Annotated in this window: 15 protein-coding genes; 2 read left to right on the top strand and 13 right to left on the bottom strand. The window is 45.0% G+C overall.

Translation table 11 applies throughout. The features are described from left to right. Nucleotides 1–67 precede the first annotated feature (67 nt). Entirely contained in the window at nucleotides 68–1150 is a 1083-nt protein-coding gene (locus C558_RS0112930) for a coiled-coil domain-containing protein (RefSeq protein ID WP_018756702.1), read from the top strand. Between the two features lie 24 nt (nucleotides 1151–1174). On the opposite strand, the gene C558_RS0112935 is transcribed toward C558_RS0112930, so the two are convergent. The 9 genes from C558_RS0112935 to C558_RS0112975 all read right to left on the bottom strand — a co-directional run bounded on the left by C558_RS0112935 (nucleotide 1175) and on the right by C558_RS0112975 (nucleotide 9711). Beyond that, on the bottom strand, nucleotides 1175–2461 hold the full coding sequence (locus tag C558_RS0112935) for an extracellular solute-binding protein (RefSeq protein ID WP_018756703.1): 1287 nt from the start codon (nucleotides 2459–2461) through the stop codon (nucleotides 1175–1177). A gap of 126 nt (nucleotides 2462–2587) precedes the next feature. After that, nucleotides 2588–3919, bottom strand: coding sequence for a PhoH family protein (locus C558_RS0112940; RefSeq protein ID WP_018756704.1), 1332 nt, complete (start codon nucleotides 3917–3919; stop codon nucleotides 2588–2590). A 171-nt stretch (nucleotides 3920–4090) separates the two neighbouring features. Next, on the bottom strand, nucleotides 4091–4543 hold the full coding sequence (locus tag C558_RS0112945; RefSeq protein ID WP_018756705.1) for a pyridoxamine 5'-phosphate oxidase family protein: 453 nt from the start codon (nucleotides 4541–4543) through the stop codon (nucleotides 4091–4093). 126 nt (nucleotides 4544–4669) lie between these two features. Continuing rightward, nucleotides 4670–5611 (bottom strand): LCP family protein, encoded by a 942-nt coding sequence (locus C558_RS0112950; protein WP_245583790.1) that lies wholly within the window; start codon nucleotides 5609–5611, stop codon nucleotides 4670–4672. Nucleotides 5612–5730: 119 nt separating this feature from the next. Beyond that, nucleotides 5731–6006: a hypothetical protein gene (locus tag C558_RS0112955; protein WP_018756707.1), complete on the bottom strand. Its 276-nt coding sequence runs from the start codon at nucleotides 6004–6006 to the stop codon at nucleotides 5731–5733. 32 nt (nucleotides 6007–6038) lie between these two features. Further along, on the bottom strand, nucleotides 6039–6341 hold the full coding sequence (locus tag C558_RS0112960) for a YlaH-like family protein (RefSeq protein ID WP_018756708.1): 303 nt from the start codon (nucleotides 6339–6341) through the stop codon (nucleotides 6039–6041). Between the two features lie 77 nt (nucleotides 6342–6418). Next, nucleotides 6419–8260, bottom strand: coding sequence for a translational GTPase TypA (gene typA / locus C558_RS0112965; protein ID WP_018756709.1), 1842 nt, complete (start codon nucleotides 8258–8260; stop codon nucleotides 6419–6421). Between the two features lie 162 nt (nucleotides 8261–8422). Then, the gene (locus C558_RS0112970; RefSeq protein WP_018756710.1) at nucleotides 8423–8908 is read right to left on the bottom strand and encodes a hypothetical protein; all 486 of its coding nucleotides are present in this window, start codon (nucleotides 8906–8908) and stop codon (nucleotides 8423–8425) included. Between the two features lie 137 nt (nucleotides 8909–9045). Further along, on the bottom strand, nucleotides 9046–9711 hold the full coding sequence (locus C558_RS0112975) for a TerC family protein (RefSeq protein WP_018756711.1): 666 nt from the start codon (nucleotides 9709–9711) through the stop codon (nucleotides 9046–9048). A 140-nt stretch (nucleotides 9712–9851) separates the two neighbouring features. On the opposite strand from C558_RS0112975, the gene C558_RS0112980 reads away from it, so the two are divergent. Next, the gene (locus C558_RS0112980) at nucleotides 9852–10538 is read left to right on the top strand and encodes a TerC family protein (RefSeq protein WP_018756712.1); all 687 of its coding nucleotides are present in this window, start codon (nucleotides 9852–9854) and stop codon (nucleotides 10536–10538) included. Between the two features lie 66 nt (nucleotides 10539–10604). Here the strand turns inward: C558_RS0112980 and thiI are convergent, their stop codons facing one another. From thiI to C558_RS34265, 4 genes are all read right to left on the bottom strand, one after another. Next, entirely contained in the window at nucleotides 10605–11891 is a 1287-nt protein-coding gene (gene thiI, locus C558_RS0112985; RefSeq protein WP_018756713.1) for a tRNA uracil 4-sulfurtransferase ThiI, read from the bottom strand. 8 nt (nucleotides 11892–11899) lie between these two features. Then, nucleotides 11900–13051 carry a cysteine desulfurase family protein gene (locus C558_RS0112990; RefSeq protein WP_018756714.1) on the bottom strand — a complete coding sequence of 384 codons (1152 nt, stop codon included), beginning with the start codon at nucleotides 13049–13051 and terminating at the stop codon, nucleotides 11900–11902. A 127-nt stretch (nucleotides 13052–13178) separates the two neighbouring features. Beyond that, entirely contained in the window at nucleotides 13179–13892 is a 714-nt protein-coding gene (locus C558_RS0112995) for a lytic transglycosylase domain-containing protein (RefSeq protein ID WP_018756715.1), read from the bottom strand. Next, nucleotides 13831–14037: a hypothetical protein gene (locus C558_RS34265; protein ID WP_169445362.1), complete on the bottom strand. Its 207-nt coding sequence runs from the start codon at nucleotides 14035–14037 to the stop codon at nucleotides 13831–13833. The genes C558_RS0112995 and C558_RS34265 overlap by 62 nt, the downstream gene beginning before the upstream one ends. Nucleotides 14038–14099 lie beyond the last annotated feature (62 nt).

Genomic DNA, 14099 nt, shown 5'->3' on the forward strand with positions numbered 1-14099 from the left:
TGTGAATCCGTCATGATTTCATTTCACTCTCATATATTTATATGGACCAAGCTAAGGGGGACACCCGATGAAATATTGGATTCGCGGACTTGCGTGCTTGCTCTGTATGGTCCTGTTACTTACAACATGGAAGCCCATTCTGATCCTCGCCGAGCCCACAGATGAAGATACCAGACAAATTCTTGAGAAAAGCCTATCGATTGTCGAAATCGATCATGAAATTGAGCGTATTCAAAAAGAACTTAATGCATTAAAAGAGCAATCATCTGCCATTCAGACTCAATTATCTGCAAAAAAAGAGCAAATCGAGATCAAACGCAAGCAAGCCGGACAAGTTTTACGCGCTTATTATATGGGAGACCGTGATTCACTGCTTGCAGCGATCTTATCCCTCGATAGCCTTGAGAAGTTCTTCCTGGTCTATGACTACTACTCCATCATCATGGAGCAGGATCATGATATTCTGACGACTTTCGCCTCCGAATACAAGGAAATCGAAAAGCTCGGGCTCCGTTACCAAGAGAAGCAGACCGAACTATCCGAAGTTCTCGATAATCTGACCAAACAGCGTACCCGCGTATTAGCGCTTCAAAATGAAGTAAATGATCAGCTCGCACACAGTACGGACTCGGAGCAGTTAAAGAAATTAATTGATGAACTCACAAGCTTCTGGCAGAACATTGGTATGTATGAAGTACGGTCCTACTTCAAGGCCCTCTCGGATGCGATGCAGGACTTGCCAAGCCTGATTAAGAATACCGAAGGCAGCCTTGTCATTAATGGACTCAATTACACCATTAATCTACGAGAAGAGGATCTGAATCAATTCTTACGCAATAAAAATGAGATGTTCAAAAATTTCGCATTTCGATTCGAGAAAGACCAGCTCGTCGCATACGGTGAACGCAATGCGATCAAAGTCGAAATTAAGGGACACTATACCGTCGAGAGTACGCCAGAGAATTGCATCCTGTTTCATGTGGATCATCTTCTATTCAATGGACTTGAACTTCCAGATACGACGCGTCAAGCGCTCGAGAAAGAATTCGATCTTGGGTTCTATCCTGCCAAACTCGTCTCCTTCATCCAAGCGACAAGCGTCAAGATCGAAGATGGCACATTGGAAGTCAAACTGAAAATGAGCTTATAAGTTATACATAATCGGGGTCATCTTCTACGGATTAACCATAGTCGATGTCCCCTTTTCACTCTCATCATGTGGATCAACACTTTTAATCGTGTCCATCTCAAGCGACTCCAATTGCAAGGCAAGCGTTTGTAAAGGGACGAGGTTCTGAACGTATTGACCGAAGACATGCCCCAGTTTCTTCATCTCTTGAACGTGTGACGGTGAGTTCTTTATTCCCAGATCTGTCATTTGAGCGAGCCTGTCACGAATTGCTCCCGGTAAAGCAGGAAGCGAGGATGGCGTGTACATATATTTCAAAGATGGAAGCATCTTTGACTCTTGAAATACTTCTTCTTGCACTTTGGAAGTTGTCATCGCTTGAATCCAATCCTTCGCTTCCTTCTCCAATCGTGTTTTCGAAGAAATAACGAAGCTCTGACTCCGAGCCCAATAGCTTTTCCCATTTTGCGCCGGATTGACAGCTTCGATGCTGAGTTCTCCTTGATGATGCTGCTGCCATGCGGAAAAAGTTGATACTATCGCCAGCACCTCTCCGCGCGCCATCATTTCCCATAACGTTGTCGAATCTTTCGTCATATAGAGATGAGGACGGAGTGACTCCAACAATGTTGACACATCCCCCGTACTCCCTAATCTTCGCAATAAGGATAATATCTGATATCCATCATTCTGATCTGCCGCCATAAGATATGGACCATTGGGCAATTTGGCGAAATGGCGCTCAAGGTTGATCCATCCCTCCTTCTCGCTCGGGAGCTGATCCATCGATGATTCCCTCAATAACTTAGGGTTCCATACTAGAATATAAGGATCAACATCTTTGGGGATCCCCCATATGTAACCATTCCACTTCACTTGATTCATAATCCAATCTAATGGCTCAGAAGCTGCTATTCCCGAGAAATAAGAGTCCACCGGCAGCAAATATCCTGAGACAGCAAATTTGTTCACCCATTCACTCTGCAGCAGCATAACATCTGCGGCATCTCCGAGCATCGCTTGTTCCGCATATCGTTGGTACGCATCTTCTGGATATGTATTTGAAAGTTCAACAACCACCTGGTGTTCACGCATATATTGCTGATTCATCGTCTGCAGCACCGCAAATTGATCAGGCTCCAGATTCACCGAAACCGATAATTTCTCTTCGCGTTCTGTCGAATCCCCAGATGGCTCAACCGCAATTTGGTTCGTATCTTGCTCCCGCTTCTCCGTATTTCGATTCGGTGTAACACCATTCATAGGGGTTAATAGAAGAAGAATTAAGAGCAACATAACAAAGAGCATAATTGTATTTCTTTTGTTAGACATGAACTCTCCACCGCCCCCACTTTCATGCTTTTATTCTAGCAAGGTTATACGCATTTGTCGCCTACAAAAAAGCCTGCCTCAAAATCGAGGCAGACTTTTAGAGACTTCAATCATATCACCCTACCCTTACAATAAATCAGCAGCCAATTGCGCGAGCTTCGAACGTTCGCCTTTTTCGAGTGTAATATGACCGCTAATCCCTTCTTGCTTAAATCGTTCTACGATATAAGTCAACCCATTGCTCGCCGCATCCAGATAAGGATGGTCAATTTGCTCTGGATCACCCATCAGAATGATTTTACTACCTTCCCCGACCCGGGAGACAATCGTCTTCACCTCATGCTTCGATAAGTTCTGCGCCTCATCAATAATGATGAATTGACCTGGAATCGAGCGCCCACGGATATAAGTCAACGCTTCGACTTGAATACTTCCAAGCCCGACTAATATTTTATCAATATCCCCTGCCTTCTTCGTGTCGAAAAGGTATTCCAAATTATCATAGATCGGCTGCATCCATGGGCGAAGCTTCTCATCTTTCTCCCCTGGTAAAAACCCGATATCTTTGCCCATAGGAACGACGGGTCTAGCTATTAGCAGCTTCTTGTATTTGTGCTCATCTTCCACTTTCAACAAACCTGCTGCAAGTGCAAGCAACGTCTTGCCTGTACCAGCCTTCCCTGTAATCGTTACAAGGGGAATGTCATCATTGAGCAGCAGCTCGAGTGCCATTCGCTGTTGCGCATTCCTAGCACTGATGCCCCATACAGGGTCATTGCTTAGGAATAAAGGCTCTAGCTTCGTTGCTTCTGCATTGACACGCAGGAGAGCTGACTTGCTCGAACCCATTTCATCGCGTAGGATAACGAACTCATTGGCATACAGAGGGTACTTCAATTGCAGCTGTGAAATATTTAAAAACCGATACGTATAAAACTCATCAATGACGGAAGGGTGCACATGAAGCGTTAAATTGCCAAGGTATAAGTCAGTCAACGACACCGTGCGGTCCGACAAATAATCCTGCGTGTTGAGCCCGAGAACATCCGACTTGATTCGCACCAAGACATCTTTACTGACAAGAACGACGAGTCTCGGCTCAGCAGTCTGTTGTTCTTCAATGTGATAATTCAAGGCAACAGCTAGAATTCGATTGTCGTTCGTAATCTCCCCGAACATTTCTTGAACTCGAACAAAACTCCGATGATTGAGCTCCACGGTGAGTGTTCCGCCTTGATCCAGCTGGATACCGCTATGCAAATGCCCCTTTTCACGAAGACTGTCCAATAACCGGGATACATATCTTGCATTTCTGCCGATTTCATCTGCATTCCGTTTCTTGGAATCAATCTCCTCCAATACCACCGCAGGAATGATGACATCATTATCCTCAAAAGCGAAAATCGCATTGGGATCGTGTAATAATACATTCGTATCCAACACAAATATTTTCTTCATCTGCGCCGCCTCCAAGCGTGGTAATCACTGCCGCATCGCGTAATGCATTTTCTTATGATCGAGCTAATTCAATTGAGGTAAAGACCTGGCCATCACCCTCTCCTCAGAATAATACGAAGCAACAGCCGTTAACATGCCCCTTAAATAGGCAAAAGCCCAGTGAAAAATTCACTAGGCTTTACGCATCGCTGCAAAAACTTGTCCATCTAACTTGTCCGCAGCACGTTTATCATAAGTTTTCTCATACGCAGGCATCACAGAAATTCGTGCGCCATAGAACATCGCATCACGTACCGTGTCGACCTTCACTTCCATACAAGCAAGCTTGATAGGTACCTCTGCGAGCGGGGCAGCGATGATCTCACTTGTCCCATATACCGCGTGAAGAGAACCAACACTAAATATCGATATCGTAACTTTCGGATTCTGCTCCAGATTTGCAATCAGTCTAGAACGCTGATCAATCGCGAACCGCAGAGTCTTGTTATCCACAGCATAAACCCATGAAATAGCGTTCGTCGTCGGACCGCCCGATTCGGCATCAACCGTACTTAACAAGACGAAGGATTCCTCTTCTAATTGCTTCAGCAAAGCTTCGGATAATGAATCAATCACTTCTGCCATTGGACCTTAGCCTCCTATAACCTATCGGTTGCGAATGTTGGAACAACCTTTAATTAATTATATGATAGCACAGGAAGAAATTTGCATCCACTAGCAGAAATGCCTACGCCCGATAAAGTTACATCATTATTGAAGGCTAAGCTGCTGCTTCAATGCTTGCTTGGCAGCTTCGAACTTATCGTCATCCAAATAGACATAAGGACTTTTCCACTTTCCTTCGATCGGAATGAATTGAATATTATCCTTATTCATCGTGATGTACGTCGTAATCATATCTTTAATTTGCTCTTTCTGAATATCCATCTTCAGATTCTTACCAACAGACTCGATGATCGCGGGCACCTTCGTTAACCCGTCGAAGCTCTGCAGCTTACGCATCATTTCATGAAGAACTTCACTTTGTCTGCGGTTTCTGTCGAAGTCGCTCGAACCTTTCGTCGGGTTCTTCGTGTTGGATTTCCGGTAACGAACAAAATCCAGCGCATCCTCGCCATTCAAGGTCTGGAAGCCCTTTTTTAAATTAATATTCGTATTATCCGCCGTATCAATATAACGCATGTCCATGTCGACATTGACATCGACACCGCCAAGCGCATCCACCACATCACTGAAGCCCTTGAAATTAATCATCGCGACATAGTCGATCGGGATATCCAGATATTTACTGACCATTTCTTTGATCTCGTCATTGGCTGCGTCTTTGTTCTTCGAACGGAAAGTAGCATAGTAACTATTGATCTTATGGGATTTATACCCTCGAAGCTCTACCTTTGTATCCCGAGGAATCGAGACGACTGTCGCGCTCTTCCTCTCTGGATTTAGCGTCGCAACCATAAAGACATCCGTATTGAGACCACCAGATTCCTCACGTGTATCCACCCCAAGGAGCAAGATCGATACCGGCTTCACTTTGGCGGAATCTTCCGGAGGAAGAGGCTTCTCATCGACCACCGTCGAAATATTATCCAATTCCTTATCCGCTTTGTGGACGACATAACCAACATATGTACAAGCCGCTAGAATGCCGACGATTAGCAGAATTCCCAACATCTTAAAGACTTTCCGCACGGGACTCTTGGGCTTCTTCGGCTTCTGAGCGCTACGTTTCCGTTTTGGACCCTCCCTCGGCGGGAGGCCAGTAGCTGGACTCATTTGCAACAACACCTTTTCAAATGCTAAATCAGTAATTATTCGTTGTATTTCGGGTTCGAGTTTATGTCATGAAGCAACTGTTCAGCGTTTTCGCGTGGAACCATTTGTTTCTTCGCTTTTCCATCGATTACATACTTGATATGTACCATCGTATCGTCAACCATGACGATATCAAATTCAGTCATCCCATGATCCTCTTGAAGAATCGTGGCGAAGAACTGAACCGTATCTACTGCTGCGCGATCATCTGGTCTTGCATCTGCAACCATTCGAATTTGAAGCCAATTAAACAAGGCATCCTGCAGCTTCATTCCTTATTCCCCTTTCAACCTTTGACTATAGCCTACTTGCCATCCGCAGAGGGTTGTCCAGCGCTTTTACGCTTCTGGCGCGCTTCGACAAAATATCGAATGCGCACCATTAGCATCAAGGCGACAGCCACCGTTAGACAAGGAATAATGGGTAATTTATCAATTTGAAACACGAGCAGCACAAACGCTCCAACTGCGATCACCAAATAGATCACAACGTCTTTGAGGATCGGCAATTTACGAACACGAAACACTTTATTAAAGATATACACCAAGAAACAATATATGATTAGAAACGATATAATCGGATGCGCAGCAAACCAGTCATGAAACATGCTGTTCACTCCTCTTTCTTGATTAGATGTAACTTCGATTCATGCTGCCCGTGTGAATTTCAAATCCACGCTCACACTTAGACGTTAGCTTCTGCCGTTTTACGGTGTTTCTCCGCACGTTCACGCTCGTTCTTGTTCAGAATTTTCTTGCGGAGACGAATGGATTTCGGCGTAATTTCGCAATACTCATCGTCATTCAAGTACTCTAATGCTTGCTCAAGCGTATATAAACGAGGTGTTTTCATTTTGACGGTATCATCTTTACCTGCTGAACGAATGTTGTTCAATTGTTTTTCTTTACAGATATTCACGATAATATCGTTATCCCGTGTGTGTTCACCCACGATCATACCTTCATATACTTCTGAACCCGGCTGCAGGAATAGAATCCCACGATCCTCGATCGAAAGAATACCATACAATGTCGACGTACCGTTCTCACTGGATACCAACACGCCTTGGTGACGTCCGCCAACTTGACCTGTAACAAGCGGTCCATAGCTATCGAATGCATGGTTCATAATGCCGTAACCGCGTGTTAGTGTTAGGAAGTTCGTACGATATCCGATCAATCCACGAGCTGGGATGAGGAACTCAAGGCGTACTTGGCCATTGCCATGGTTAATCATGTTGACCATTTCCGCTTTACGTGATCCAAGGCTCTCCATAACGGAACCCATGCTCTCCTCTGGAATATCAATCAACAAACGTTCGATTGGCTCCATTTTCACACCGTTTTCAACACGGATGATTACTTCAGGTTTGGATACTTGAAGCTCGAAACCTTCACGACGCATATTTTCAATTAGAATCCCAAGGTGAAGCTCACCACGACCCGATACGATGAATGCATCTGGACTGTCTGTCTCATCGACACGCAAACTTACGTCTGTCTCAAGTTCTTTGAATAGACGCTCACGAAGCTTACGGGATGTTACCCATTTCCCTTCACGACCAGCGAATGGACTGTTATTTACGATAAATGTCATTTGAAGTGTTGGCTCATCGATTTTGAGGACTGGCAATGCTTCAGGGTTCGTAGGATCTGCAATGGTCTCACCAATGTTGATTTCCTTGATACCAGCAATCGCGATAATGTCGCCCGCTCCCGCTTCTTCAACTTCAATACGCTTTAAGCCTTGGAAGCCGAACAATTTCTCGATACGCGCTTGCTTCATCTGACCTTCACGTGTCATAACAGCGACCGATTGACCTTGACGAATCGTTCCACGGTTCACGCGACCAATCGCAATACGACCCAAATATTCGTTGTAATCCATTAATGTTACGAGGAACTGAAGTGGTAATGTTACATCTTCAGTTGGAGAAGGAATGTGGCTTGTAATCGTATCATAGAGCGCAAGCATGTTCTCATCTTGTTGCTCTGGATCCAAGCTGGATGTACCGTTCAATGCTGATGCATAAACGACAGGGAAGTCCAACTGATCATCATTTGCACCTAGCTCGATAAAGAGCTCCAATACTTCGTCAATAACTTCTGCAGGACGAGCATTAGGACGGTCAATTTTGTTCACGACAACGATCGGTGTTAATTGGCTCTCAAGCGCTTTACGAAGTACAAACTTCGTCTGAGGCATACATCCTTCGAATGCATCGACAACGAGCAATACACCATCGACCATTTTCATGATCCGTTCAACTTCACCACCGAAGTCCGCATGGCCTGGTGTATCCATAATGTTAATTAAGAACTCTTTATACGTAATGGCTGTATTCTTCGCCAAAATCGTAATTCCGCGTTCACGTTCAATATCACCGGAGTCCATCGCGCGCTCTGTTACTTGTTCATTTTCACGGAATGTTCCGGATTGCTGTAGCAACTTATCGACAAGTGTCGTTTTCCCGTGGTCAACGTGTGCGATAATTGCGATATTACGAATGTTTTCTCTTGAATGCATAAGAAATGTTCAAATCCTTTCAATATCTTAAATTTAATTGTAAATCCAAAGGGTATGCTTTACACAAAATAAGCGCCAGGCAAGATGCCGACGCTTGACATATCCCTTTAATTATACGGAATTGTATTAAAAATGCAAACTGAATTTTGCGTTATGCAAGGATTACCATTTGCTTTTCCGTTTCCAGAAGACAAGTACAAGCCCAACGACAATAAGACCAATAGCTATGAAATAAATCCCAATCGTCCACAGCAACGTCGCTGCCAAGAAGACGACGGTAATGATCGTTAAGATCAAGGAGGCGATATAAGCGCCATGCGGTCGGTCCTGACTAAACACATAATATTCATACAAGCCTACAGCGACGCCAAAAATAAAGAATGGCCATAGATATTGAAGCGATTCCCAACCTGCCAGGTTGCAGATGAGAAATATTAGACCATACGTCGTAAGTATTCCAGCGGGTATGAGTATTCCTGCAGGCAGCACTCTCGAGAAGTATAGGAACTGCAATAGAATGCCGGGTATCAATATAAATAACGGCCAGAACACTTCACCGATAAAGTTAAATACACCCAGTTTGCCCAGCAAGATTACGATACCTACAAATAAGATACCGATCCCTAGTCCCTGCTGTTTATTCGTCATCCCCTTACCCCCAGTCAATATCTTCATTTGGACAAGACAAAAAGCGACAGATTCTACCTTTAGTTTATCTGAACTTCTTCAAAAAAACCACCGCCACAAAAAAAAAATTCTGCAGGCACTTCCTGCAGAATGAAAAATTAATGCGAGTAGGATTGTCTACGTTTGAATGCAAGCCCAATGGAAATTACAATAAAAGCAAGCAGCACGGGAACTATCGTATATAGAGCAGGTACCCAGTCATGAAATAGCCATTCTTGCATTTTCGGGTCTTCCATGAGCATTTGGCCTGCCGTGAATCCTAGGATGCCAGAACCGAGGTAGATCAGTACCGGATATCGATGAAGTAAGTTCATGATCATCGTACTGCCCCAGACGATAATCGGAATACTCAGTGCAATCCCGACAATAATAAGAGGAAAATCTCCTTTAGCTACAGCTGCAATCGCAAGCACATTATCTAAACTCATGACGAAGTCAGCGATGAGAATCGTCTGGACCGCCAGCCACAAGCTCGAAGCAGACTTTACGCGTCCCAAAGTCTCTTCATCGATAAGCAGCTTGACGGCAATATAGAGCAGTAGACATGCACCGATCGCCTGAATTAAGGGAATATCAAGTAGGAACATAGCTGCAACGGTCAGTATGCAACGAAGAATCACCGCGCCGAAAGCCCCCCACCACACCGCTTGTCTACGCTGTGACACGGGCAGGTTCTTACTCGCCATGGCAATCACAACCGCATTATCACCGCTCAGAACCATGTTAATAATCAATATTTCGAGAAGTAAAAATATATTTTCCAACAGCTCACCCCCTTTTACACTTGTATGTAGGAGATAGTCAAGCTATGCTTAAATATGGACCCTTAATAGGACTTGAATTTCAATACCATAAATTCTATCCAACAAAAAGTGCCAGAAGGGTAGACAGAGGAGTGATAGACGTGGAATTATTTAGCTTAGATTTTTTTATCGCACTAGCCAACATCGTATTCGTAGACTTGCTCCTCGCAGGTGATAATGCGATCGTCATCGGAATGGCCGCACGCAACCTCGATGTAAAACAGCAAAAGAAAGCGATTGTTCTCGGAACTTTAGGCGCCGTGCTGATCCGAATATTCGCTACAATTATAGTCGTGAAGCTGCTGCAAATCCCTTGGTTATTGCTGGTTGGAGGACTCTTGCTGCTATGGATCTCCGTCAAACTATTAGCCGATCATACGGAAGAAGAAAATATCAAGCCCGGAACCTCACTCATGGCAGCGGTGTGGACAATCATCGTCGCCGATGCCGCGATGGGTCTTGATAATGTGATCGCCGTAGCTGGAGCAGCTCAAGGGCATACGTTGCTCGTCGCAATTGGTCTCTTCATCAGTGTACCGATTGTTGTATGGGGAAGCACCGTATTCATTCGATTAATCGACCGATTCCCATGGATCATCTACTTCGGTTCGGCTGTGCTCGCATATAATGCCGCGAAGATGATTACGGAGGAGAAAAAGATACATCCTTTCTTTGAAGAATCTCCTGGTCTCAAGTGGACTTTCATTTTGATTATAGTTGCTGTCGTTCTTCTCGTCGGCAGATTGCTCAAGAACGCCCAACACCGACGTGAACAGCAAAATGCATAACACGCAATGAATCAAAACACAAAGGGCATCCCATCGGGATGCCCTTTTGATATTCACATAACATTTCTAAAACCAACTATCCTCAATCAGCTTCGTTGTCGGCTCGTTACTACCTTTAAAGTCCGCAGTCACTGTTTCTTTCTCCGCACTGCTCTCCTCATCGATATCATCACGAAGAACGATCGTCTCCGTATTTTTAACCGCTTCATCGATGAGCGCATCGAGACCTTCAATATGCGCTTCGATCTGCTCAACAATTCGCAAATTCGGATTTGTAGCTGGTGATTTCGGCACGAACAAGGTACAACAATCCTCAAATGGCAGGATAGACAGATCATACGTTCCGATTTTTACAGAAATATCGATGATCTCATTCTTATCCATCATCACGAGCGGTCTGAGCAGCGGAATATCCGTCGCCTTGCCAATGACATTCATACTGCCTAGCGTCTGACTTGCCACTTGTCCCAGACTATCGCCGGTCACGAGTGCCATCGCGCGATGCTGCTCCGCAAGTTTCGTCGCAATCCGAAGCATCGAACGCCGCATCAATGTAATGATGAGGTTGTCATGACCTACCTGTGTGAACCGCGTCTGAATTTCTGTGAAAGGTACCATATGCACTTTGATCTTGCCCGCGAATCCAGCGAGAACCTTCGCCAGATCAAGCACTTTCTGTTGTGCTCGCTCACTCGTGAACGGATAGCTGTGGAAATGCACACATTCAATTTCAAGCCCTCTGCGAAGTGCCGACCACCCTGCGACTGGACTGTCGATCCCTCCGGATAACAAAAGCATCGCTTTTCCGTTTGACCCTAGTGGGAACCCACCGACTGCCTGAACCACTTCATGATAAATATACGTACCATCTTGACGAATCTCAATCCGCAGATCCACAACAGGCTGATTTACATTTACTTTCAATGCCGGGAACGTACGCAAAACCGGTGTTCCGATTAGATGATTCATTTCCTGAGATCCATGCGGGAATCCTTTCCACACGCGTCGAGCACTGACCTTAAATGGAATAATCGCATCTTCTCCGTAGCGTTCCATCACTTCATGCATGAACTCGAGTGCAATTGCTTGAATATGCTCTAGCTCAGATTCGGCCCGCTTCACAAGACAAATCGAATTGATGCCAAAGACATTCTGCAGACGCGGCACCACTTGATCGGAGTCTACACCGTGCAGTTCAACATAGATGCGCCCGTATTCTTTACGTACCTCAACTTCTGGGAACGCCGCCACTAGACGACGCACATGGCTCAATGCTGTATTTTCAAATCTCGTCCTATTCTTGCCTTTCAGCGTAACTTCGCCGAAACGAAGAATTAACATATCGTATTTCATGAAACGTATTATCCCCTCTCAAGCGGCTTCAACTTCGTCACAATGATACGGAGCGCCGCTTCTAATGTTGCAATATCCTGTTCACTTTGTTCCGCGGCTAGACTGATTCGGATCCCACCTGCAGCACGCGCTTCATTGCACCCCATCGCTAGGAGTACTCGACTTGGCTTCAAATCCTTCGAAGAACAAGCCGATTGGGTGGACGCCATAATGTCTGATTCTTCAAGCATATGGATAATCACTTCCGGCTTCATGCCCGGATAGGAGAAATGCACAATATGTGGTGCTGCGCGTTCTGTATCTCTCCCTGAGTTCAACACCAGCTCAGGAATCGAATCAACGACCTGAATCAGCTGATTTCTTAATTGCAGCATTTTCTCTACGGCTTCAGGTTGACGTTCGATCGTCATCCGAATGGCCTTTGCCATGGCTACGATACCAGGCACGTTCAAGGTGCCTGGTCGCAAGCCCCGCTCTTGTTCGCCACCTGCATATAAGGATTGGAGCTGCACGCCTTCTCGGCAATATAACAAGCCAACACCTTTAGGCCCTCTTACTTTGTGTGCAGAAATACTGTAGAGGTCTACGCCCCATTCCTTCAACTGAACAGGAAGTTTGCCAAGTCCTTGAACCCCATCCACATGGAAAATGATTCGAGGATAATCGCTTAATAATTTTCCAATCTCGGCGATGGGTTGAATGCTGCCCATCTCATTATTTACATGCATGATACTCACGAGAATGGTCTGTTCGGTGATGGCTGCCTGTAAATCTTCAAGGCGAATGCATCCCGATGCATCAACCGGTAAATACGTAACGTCGAACCCTTGACGCTGCATGAGTCGACAGCATTCATAGACAGAGGAATGCTCGATGCCCGTTGTAATAATATGATTTCCGCGGCTCTTCTTCTTGAGCGCTGCACCCTGAATTGCGATATTGTTGCTCTCGGTCGCTCCAGATGTGAATAGGATTTCATTCGGACTTACTTTTAATGCCGCTGCAATGACTTCACGGGATCTCGTTACGAGCTTCTCCGCTGCAAGTCCAGCTTGATGAATTGAAGATGGATTGCTATATTGCATTCGCATCACTTCACTTAACGTTTGAACGACCTCATCATAGGGTGGTGTTGAAGCACAATGATCAAAGTATAGCATGAATGTTCTTCCTCTCTTGCGGGCACATAAACCATCCCAATGTGATATACAAAGAAAAGGATCAAAGAATGAAGCTCTGCCTCATTTTGATCCGTCATTGAATCCTTATCCTGTTATAGAGCTAGCCTCACACCGTAACAGCACGGAGTGCGTTATCTATTTTATGCAAATAGTTCTGTGTTTCCTTCGGCAGCAAATGAAGCTTCGCCATCAAATCTTCCTCGGTCTGAATACCAAGTCGTGCTAGACGATTCGGCCCACCATTGTAAGCTGCAAGCGCTAGCTTCTCTTGTCCATCAAATCGACGCAGTTGATAACTGAGATACCGTGTACCTCCATCAATGTTTTGCGCAGGATCAAATGAATTGCTAACCCCAAGACCACGAGCTGTTGCATCCATTAATTGCATGAGCCCCTTCGCTCCAGCGGAAGACACCGTATCTGGATTAAAAGAAGACTCAACCTTAATAACCGCCTTAATCAAGGCTTCACTAATGCCATACTTCTGGCTGGCCTGATGGACAAGATCATCATATTCCGTTGTGATCGTAGGCTGGTGCGATTTCCAATCACTCATTCCGCTCATTCCATCCGCAGAAATCGATGATGCCTGATCCCATGACGGACTTAAATTAGCTAATGTGTTCAAACTCAGGTTCGAAGTCGAGGAAGTCGCGGGAATACCCTCAGAATTCATCAACAGCTGCTCCAGCATTGCACCGAAGTCATTACTTGAACCCTGCGGTACCGTAGTACTCTCTAATGCCGTACCTGTCAAATCAATATTGTTCATCACTTGCATCTGAATCATTTGCTTCATCAAGCGCGGATCGATTTGCATCATTTCTCCCCATTCTTATTGATATGAGTTCAATAAAGACAACTTTGTTATTATTGTACACTTTTTCGATGGCTAGAACCACTATTTTTCGACATAAAATAACCCACAACGTGGAGATTTGACCTTCAAGCACAACTAAGTACATTGCGGGGGACCCCAGACATAAAAATGATATGCTCATAAAAAAACAACGAGGCGATTGATTAA

The organism is Paenibacillus terrigena DSM 21567 (assembly GCF_000374845.1).
Taxonomy (GTDB): Bacteria; Bacillota; Bacilli; order Paenibacillales; family Paenibacillaceae; genus Paenibacillus_K; species Paenibacillus_K terrigena.

Excerpts from the sequence above, each read along its gene's own strand:
- C558_RS0112930 (WP_018756702.1), top strand. The coding sequence starts at position 68 with ATGAAATATTGGATTCGCGGACTTGCGTGCTTGCTCTGTATGGTCCTG.
- C558_RS0112935 (WP_018756703.1), bottom strand. The coding sequence starts at position 2,461 with ATGTCTAACAAAAGAAATACAATTATGCTCTTTGTTATGTTGCTCTTA.
- C558_RS0112940 (WP_018756704.1), bottom strand. The coding sequence starts at position 3,919 with ATGAAGAAAATATTTGTGTTGGATACGAATGTATTATTACACGATCCC.
- C558_RS0112945 (WP_018756705.1), bottom strand. The coding sequence starts at position 4,543 with ATGGCAGAAGTGATTGATTCATTATCCGAAGCTTTGCTGAAGCAATTA.
- C558_RS0112955 (WP_018756707.1), bottom strand. The coding sequence starts at position 6,006 with ATGAAGCTGCAGGATGCCTTGTTTAATTGGCTTCAAATTCGAATGGTT.
- C558_RS0112960 (WP_018756708.1), bottom strand. The coding sequence starts at position 6,341 with ATGTTTCATGACTGGTTTGCTGCGCATCCGATTATATCGTTTCTAATC.
- typA (WP_018756709.1), bottom strand. The coding sequence starts at position 8,260 with ATGCATTCAAGAGAAAACATTCGTAATATCGCAATTATCGCACACGTT.
- C558_RS0112970 (WP_018756710.1), bottom strand. The coding sequence starts at position 8,908 with ATGACGAATAAACAGCAGGGACTAGGGATCGGTATCTTATTTGTAGGT.
- thiI (WP_018756713.1), bottom strand. The coding sequence starts at position 11,891 with ATGAAATACGATATGTTAATTCTTCGTTTCGGCGAAGTTACGCTGAAA.
- C558_RS0112990 (WP_018756714.1), bottom strand. The coding sequence starts at position 13,051 with ATGCTATACTTTGATCATTGTGCTTCAACACCACCCTATGATGAGGTC.
- C558_RS0112995 (WP_018756715.1), bottom strand. The coding sequence starts at position 13,892 with ATGCAAATCGATCCGCGCTTGATGAAGCAAATGATTCAGATGCAAGTG.
- C558_RS34265 (WP_169445362.1), bottom strand. The coding sequence starts at position 14,037 with ATGTACTTAGTTGTGCTTGAAGGTCAAATCTCCACGTTGTGGGTTATT.